Raw genomic sequence first — 5,750 nt, forward strand, 5'->3', positions numbered from 1 at the left:
TCAGATCAGAGGGATAGAAAGGGTCGTCGTGTCATACCCGCACTCCTACCCCACCGCAGGGCGGCCTCACGATCAGCTCTCAAACACCTTCTGAGACCCCGCACACGGTCATCTACATCGAACCGATTTCGCCGACAGTCGCGCCACCTCCCGGACTCCCTCGCTGGCCGGAGCCCGGCGAGGTTTTCCTCTCCCCCGAACTGGTGCGGGCCGGCGCCGCCGAACACATCACCTCAAGGTATGGCACCCTCGCGGGCCTCATAAGTCCAGAAGGACTTTCCTCGCTGGAGGAGCGCTTGGCGTATGTCCGCCCCAAGGTCGACAACCATCGGGCATGGTTCAAGATTTCACGGATCGGATCCGCGAACGCCAGGCTCATCGGCGATTCCCGTGATGCCGTCCCCATGGGGCAGTTCCTGGCCACGATCGTTCTTACCTTAGGCGGCGCGGCTACCGTTCTGCTCGTCGTGGCAGCGCGCTGCGGCTCTGCCACCAGAGACCGACGCGCCCAGTTGCTGGCCGCGCTCGGCGGAAGTGCCCGGCACCGAGCGTTGATCAACCTCGGGGAGGGGCTTGTTCCCGCACTCATCGGCATGGCCTTGGGCAGCGCCCCCTACCTCGTCATGATGACCATGAGCATCCGGCTTCCCGTTACCGGCTATATCACCAACCCGGCAGATTTACGCGCCTGGAGCTGGGCGATTCCACTCGTCGCGACGGGAGCCTGCACCGTGGTGCTGCTTGCGGTGATTGGTCTCCATCGCGTGACGATGGACGGCGGTAGCACTCGACCACGGACTTTTGGTGCCCGGATTCCGTCCTGGCGGCTCGCCGCAGGCGTTATCGGGCTCGTTTCCATCATCATCACCCCATATCTGCCGAAAGTGGCGAGCTTTTTCGGCTACATCGGCGGCACCGCTCTGCTTTGGGGGATGCTGCCATCCGCCGCCGGTGTACTCATCAGGCGGCTGGGCGCGTCCGCCGCCGCGTTCGGCGCCTGGGCTGGACATGCTGCAGCCCTTGTCGCGGGCCGGTGGGCGCAGGCCCGCCCTGGAGTCATCGTCAGGCTCGTGGCAGTCGTGGTCATCGGTCTCGGCGTGATCACTCAGGCGCAGGTCTGGACCAGCAGGCTCGGCGACTCAACGCAGAATGCCCAGCGCATGCGGCAACAGATCCAGGACTCGGTACTCATCGTCAGCTCCTCGTCGATGACCCGTACCGGAATCGATAATTTCGCCAATCTCCTGCCGAACAAATCCAGTCTCGTCGCCGTGATAAGTGCTCCGGAATCGGAAAGAACCCCCGAACTGCGCGCATCCTGCCCAACAATCCGGGACCTCGGGCTGGTCTGCTCGCCAGCACCCGCTCACCTGGGAGAGGGTGACGCTCGGGCTCGGGCTCTGAATGGCAGCATTGGCTTCATGACCGGCCAGACCAACCTACGAGAGGGCAACACGAGCAGCAACGGCAACGTGCCCACCGTGCTGGCGGTAATCTCTCCCTTGGATTCACATAATCTGGCCTGGAGGGTTAAAAAGGCCGCGCACCAGTCACTCGGAAAAGCCAGAGTCGAACGCCCCTATGACTCCTGGATTCTGGGCGCCGACCGGCTGGTGCAGATGGCCGAATGGGTCAAGCTGCTGACCGCGGTTGTGCTCGGCATTCTGTTTCTGTGCGTGGTGTACAGCTCTGCGGCAGAATTTCTGGTGTTCACCAGCGCGCTCGCCCCCTTGGCCGTGTTAAGCGAGCAGCGCAGATTCCTGGTTGGAATCGCCGTCTGGAATCTCACCCTTCCCACCGTGCTCGCCACAGCCATAGGGGCCGGTGTCGCCGCGTGGCAAGGGATGTTCTTCGTGGGCATGTCGCAATCGGGAGTATTTTCCTGGACCACTCTCGAAGTGAGCTCCATAGTGGCGCTAACGCTCGCGGTCGGCTTGGGGGTAACCGGTGGGCTGGGGGCGGTCGGCGCAGCCTCTCGGTGGCGCCCCGCCGCGGATTGACACGCCCCAGGCCACACACCCGGAGTTCGGGCTGCCCGAAGAGACAGACCAGCCGGACCTCGATTCGGTCAACGATAGTTTTTCCTCTTTATCGCTCTGCTTTCTCGCTCATAGGCGATCGAAGCAGGGAACGCGTAGCGCCTTGAGACACATCGAGCTCCAATGGATAGGTGAAGACGATTACCCAGCGTGAGTTCCGCAGCAACTCCGCGGCCGTCATGGATGCCGTGGAGGCCGGCGAGGTCTACCACATCACCCGTAACGGCATCGAGGTCGCCGAACTGCGGCCCCTGGCTCGCAGGCGACGTCTGACCGCGGAGGAACTGGTCTCCCGGCACCGGCGCCTACCGCGCGTGGACCACGCGCGCATGCGGCAGGAGGCCGACGAATTCTTCGGCACGGAGGACCGCGTCGGCGGCGACGACCCCTGGGAGCGCGGCCGTGCCTGAGCGCGACGAGTCCGGGGTCCTCGCACCTGCACCTACATCGATCTCGACCTGATCGATCCGGCATGGCTGCCGATCATCCCGGAGATCACCGCGATCACCCTCGCCGAGCTCCACCGGGGCGTCGCCATGGCCCGGGGCGCCGGAGCCAGAGCCGCAGGTATGGAGAAACTAGGGCGGCGGTCGCCGACTTCGCCCCTCTGCCCTTTGACGGCGACGCCGCCGCCCGTTACGGAACCCTGGTCGCTCTCACGATGGCCGCCAACCGGGATCCTCGCCCCCGCAGAATGAATCTGATGATCGCCGCGGTGGCGTCCACCCGGGGGCTGCCGCTCTACACACGTAACCACGCCGATTTCAAGGGCCTCGAATCGGTGGTGAGAACAGTCCCCATCTGACGATCACCCCACAGCACACGCCATGACGAACAGCGCCCTGACCTCAGACTTTCCTGACTCGACGGGTATGGCGGCGCTTAACCGCCGCTGCCGTAGGGGCGGGTGATGACCTCCATGATGTGGCCGACCGGATCCAGGAAGTACACGCCGCGCCCGCCGTCGTTGTGGTTGATCTGTCCCGGCTTCTTGAGACCCGGATCGGCGTAGTAGGTGACTCCGGCCTGCTGGATCCGCTCGAAGATCGGGTCGAAGTCCTCCTCGGGCACCAGGAACGCGTAGTGCTGCGAGGCGATCACGTCCTGATCTCTGGTCGCGAAGTCCAAGGTGACGCCGTTACTGGTCGACACCGGCAGGAACGGCCCCCAGACCGCCCCGACCTCCAGCCCCAGAATGGTCGCCAGGAACTCGGCGGACGCCTGACGGTCCCGGGCGAAAACAATGGTGTGGTTCAACTCGACTGACATACTGGAAATACTTACACAGCGGAGCAGGAAACACCCCTGAGGGTTCCACGAGTCTCTCCACCCCGTTCACCCCGGAATCGGAGCGCTCTCCAGAGGGCCCCGCCTCCGAAAGTCATCTCACGAATCATACATAAAACCGCCACTATTCGGACATTTCACACTAAAGACATGTCCTGGCGGGCATAAACGCACCCGACGTACTCACCGTCGGCACGGCACGATCAGCAGGTCGGCCGGAGGTAAGGAAAGCACCTCTCCACACCGCTGTTCGTACAGAGCCCCTATGCGGGCAGGTTCCAGCTCGGCCCACCGGGCCCACCGAGCCAGACGCGCTGTTCCCGCCTCGTCACGGTAAGCCCGAACCCGGACTGGTGCGGACACCCGGCCCCCTGCCACGTCAGAATGGCCTCTTCGACCTCGTCCCACAGTTTGATCGGCCCATGCTGATACACCGTCCACCCACCTGCGGGATCTGGCCTGGTGTTGGCCCGCGATCCGGTGCTGACATCCACTAGGAACGTCGTATCCTCCCGCCAAGAGTGCTGCGCCCGCGGGACAGCAAGCTGAGCGACCCACAAGGCCGTCTCGTCACTGAGAATCGACGGATCTATTCTGCTCGGACGGGCTTCTCCAATATCAGACACCATCGGGGGCCGCGATGGCGGCAGGTGAGAGCGGGCAGTCATGAAGTACAGAGCGTCCTTCAGGAAACGGCCACTGGCGGTGCCGTCCTCTGTCAGGGTGAGATGGGCGAAGGCAACCCCGCCCATCCAACCCCACATGGGGGTGGTGATGGTCCCTCCGACGCGGACCTGCCACATCCAGGACGGGGGGATGGTCCGCACCGAGCAAGTGGCGATCAGTTGGTCGTATTCGGCGTTCTCGTCATAGTCGAGCAGTCCGTCTCCCACCACAAGGGTGGGCGCGTACCCGGCCTCAGCGATCGCCTTCCTGGCCCGAACGGCAACCTCTTGGTCGTATTCGATCGAGGTGATGGCCTCCTGGCCAAGCCGCTGGCACATCAACGATGTTGAGTAACCGGTGCCCGTGCCGATTTCCAGTACTTTGTCTGAGGTGCCCCTGATCTTCCGGACACGGTGCCAAGTAGGGTGCTGACTGGTTCGGAAGGAAGGGTTCATGGCGGGGAAGAACTATTCAGAGGAGTTCAAGAAGGAGGTCGTCAAGGCCGTCTTGGACGAGCGGTCGACGATCGGGCAAGCGGCTAAGGATTTCGGTGTGTCGCGGGAGACCGTGCGGAACTGGGTGACCAAGGAGAAGCGCCGCCGGTCGGGGAACACCGAGCCGGCTCGGGATGCCGCGGAGCGTGCAAGGGTACGCGAGATGGAACGTCGGATCGCGGAACTTGAGCAGGAGAATGCCTTCTTGAAAAAATGCGCGGCCTTCTTTGCGAGGGAGCGGTAGCCGGCGAGAAGTTCTCGCTGATCCACGCGGAGGAGGCCAACTTCAGCCTGCCCATGATGTGCCGGCTTCCCGGGGTTTCGAGATCGGGTTATTACGAATGGCGGGACCGGCCGATGTCGGCCGGGAAGCGGCGTCGTGAGGACCTTAAACCGTTGATCGAGGAGGTGTTCGCCGAATCGGGGCGGACGTACGGTTACCGGCGGGTGCATGCGGCGCTGACGCGGATGGGGATCGAGGTCGACGACGAGCTGGTGCGGGCGTTGATGCGGGACCTGGGCCTGACGCCGGTGCAGGTCAGGCGGCGACGCGGGCTGACCGTCGCGGACAAGGCCGCCGGTCCCCTCCCGGACCTGGTGGGCCGCGACCTCACCGCTGAGGTACCTGGAGCCAGGCTGGTCGGCGATATCACTGAGATCAAGACCGGAGCAGGGCCTCTGTATCTGGCCACTGTCATTGATTGCTTTTCGAAGGCGGTGATCGGGTGGGCATTGGATGTGCGATATCCGGCCGGTTTGGTGTGCGCGGCCCTCGACATGGCCGCGATGCGGGTCGATATTCCCGCTGGAGCGATTTTTCACTCGGACAGGGGTGGTCAGTATACGTCTCACGAGTACGCCGTCACGCTGAACCGGTATGGCGTGAGGCAGTCGGTGGGGCGAACGGGGATCTGTTTCGACAACTCTATGGCCGAATCGTTCTTCGGCAAGCTGAAGACGGAGTTCGTTCATCATCGTAGCTTCACGAGTGTGACGGAGGCGCGTACCGCTGTGATCAAATATATAGAGGGCTTCTATAATCGTCGGCGCCTGCATTCCATGTTGGGATATCGGCCGCCACTGGAAGTTCTCGAGGAATGGTTCGGCAGGCGAGCCGCTGCATGATATAGTTCATTTACTCCGGTGTCCGGAAAACGCGGGGCATGTCAGATGCAGCGTGCGGACGCTCACGCCGGCCAGCTCGGCCACGCGTCCCACGGTCCAGTGATCCTCCACGGCACCGACTATGCAACCTGACGCCACG

At 63.4% G+C, this 5,750-nt stretch carries 6 protein-coding genes; 4 read left to right on the forward strand and 2 right to left on the reverse strand.

Translation table 11 applies throughout. The annotated features are described in order from the left end of the window. Window positions 1-296: 296 nt before the first annotated feature. Window positions 297-2,000 (forward strand): hypothetical protein, encoded by a 1,704-nt coding sequence (locus ABZ194_RS29945; protein ID WP_355600377.1) that lies wholly within the window; start codon window positions 297-299, stop codon window positions 1,998-2,000. Window positions 2,001-2,170: 170 nt separating this feature from the next. Beyond that, window positions 2,171-2,449, forward strand: a complete 279-nt coding sequence (locus ABZ194_RS29950) for a type II toxin-antitoxin system prevent-host-death family antitoxin (protein ID WP_355600378.1) — start codon at window positions 2,171-2,173, stop codon at window positions 2,447-2,449. Between the two features lie 472 nt (window positions 2,450-2,921). Here ABZ194_RS29950 and ABZ194_RS29955 read toward each other — a convergent pair whose 3' ends face one another. After that, window positions 2,922-3,308, reverse strand: coding sequence for a VOC family protein (locus tag ABZ194_RS29955; RefSeq protein WP_355600379.1), 387 nt, complete (start codon window positions 3,306-3,308; stop codon window positions 2,922-2,924). Between the two features lie 281 nt (window positions 3,309-3,589). Next, window positions 3,590-4,447 (reverse strand): methyltransferase domain-containing protein, encoded by an 858-nt coding sequence (locus ABZ194_RS29960; protein WP_355600380.1) that lies wholly within the window; start codon window positions 4,445-4,447, stop codon window positions 3,590-3,592. Between ABZ194_RS29960 and ABZ194_RS29965 the strand changes: the two genes are divergently transcribed. Together ABZ194_RS29965 and ABZ194_RS29970 are read left to right on the forward strand one after the other, a co-directional pair. Continuing rightward, window positions 4,446-4,730, forward strand: coding sequence for a transposase (locus ABZ194_RS29965; RefSeq protein ID WP_355600381.1), 285 nt, complete (start codon window positions 4,446-4,448; stop codon window positions 4,728-4,730). The genes ABZ194_RS29960 and ABZ194_RS29965 overlap by 2 nt on opposite strands. Next, window positions 4,700-5,611 carry an IS3 family transposase gene (locus ABZ194_RS29970; protein WP_355600382.1) on the forward strand — a complete coding sequence of 304 codons (912 nt, stop codon included), beginning with the start codon at window positions 4,700-4,702 and terminating at the stop codon, window positions 5,609-5,611. Before ABZ194_RS29965 ends, ABZ194_RS29970 begins: the two co-directional genes overlap by 31 nt. Window positions 5,612-5,750: the final 139 nt, after the last annotated feature.

The sequence above is a fragment of the Streptosporangium sp. NPDC006007 genome (assembly GCF_040614315.1).
Classification (GTDB): domain Bacteria; phylum Actinomycetota; class Actinomycetes; order Streptosporangiales; family Streptosporangiaceae; genus Streptosporangium.

Bases quoted from the DNA above. Each gene is read 5' to 3' on its own strand.
- ABZ194_RS29955 (WP_355600379.1), bottom strand. From the start codon at position 3,308: ATGTCAGTCGAGTTGAACCACACCATTGTTTTCGCCCGGGACCGTCAG.
- ABZ194_RS29965 (WP_355600381.1), top strand. From the start codon at position 4,446: ATGGCGGGGAAGAACTATTCAGAGGAGTTCAAGAAGGAGGTCGTCAAG.
- ABZ194_RS29960 (WP_355600380.1), bottom strand. From the start codon at position 4,447: ATGAACCCTTCCTTCCGAACCAGTCAGCACCCTACTTGGCACCGTGTC.
- ABZ194_RS29970 (WP_355600382.1), top strand. From the start codon at position 4,700: ATGCGCGGCCTTCTTTGCGAGGGAGCGGTAGCCGGCGAGAAGTTCTCG.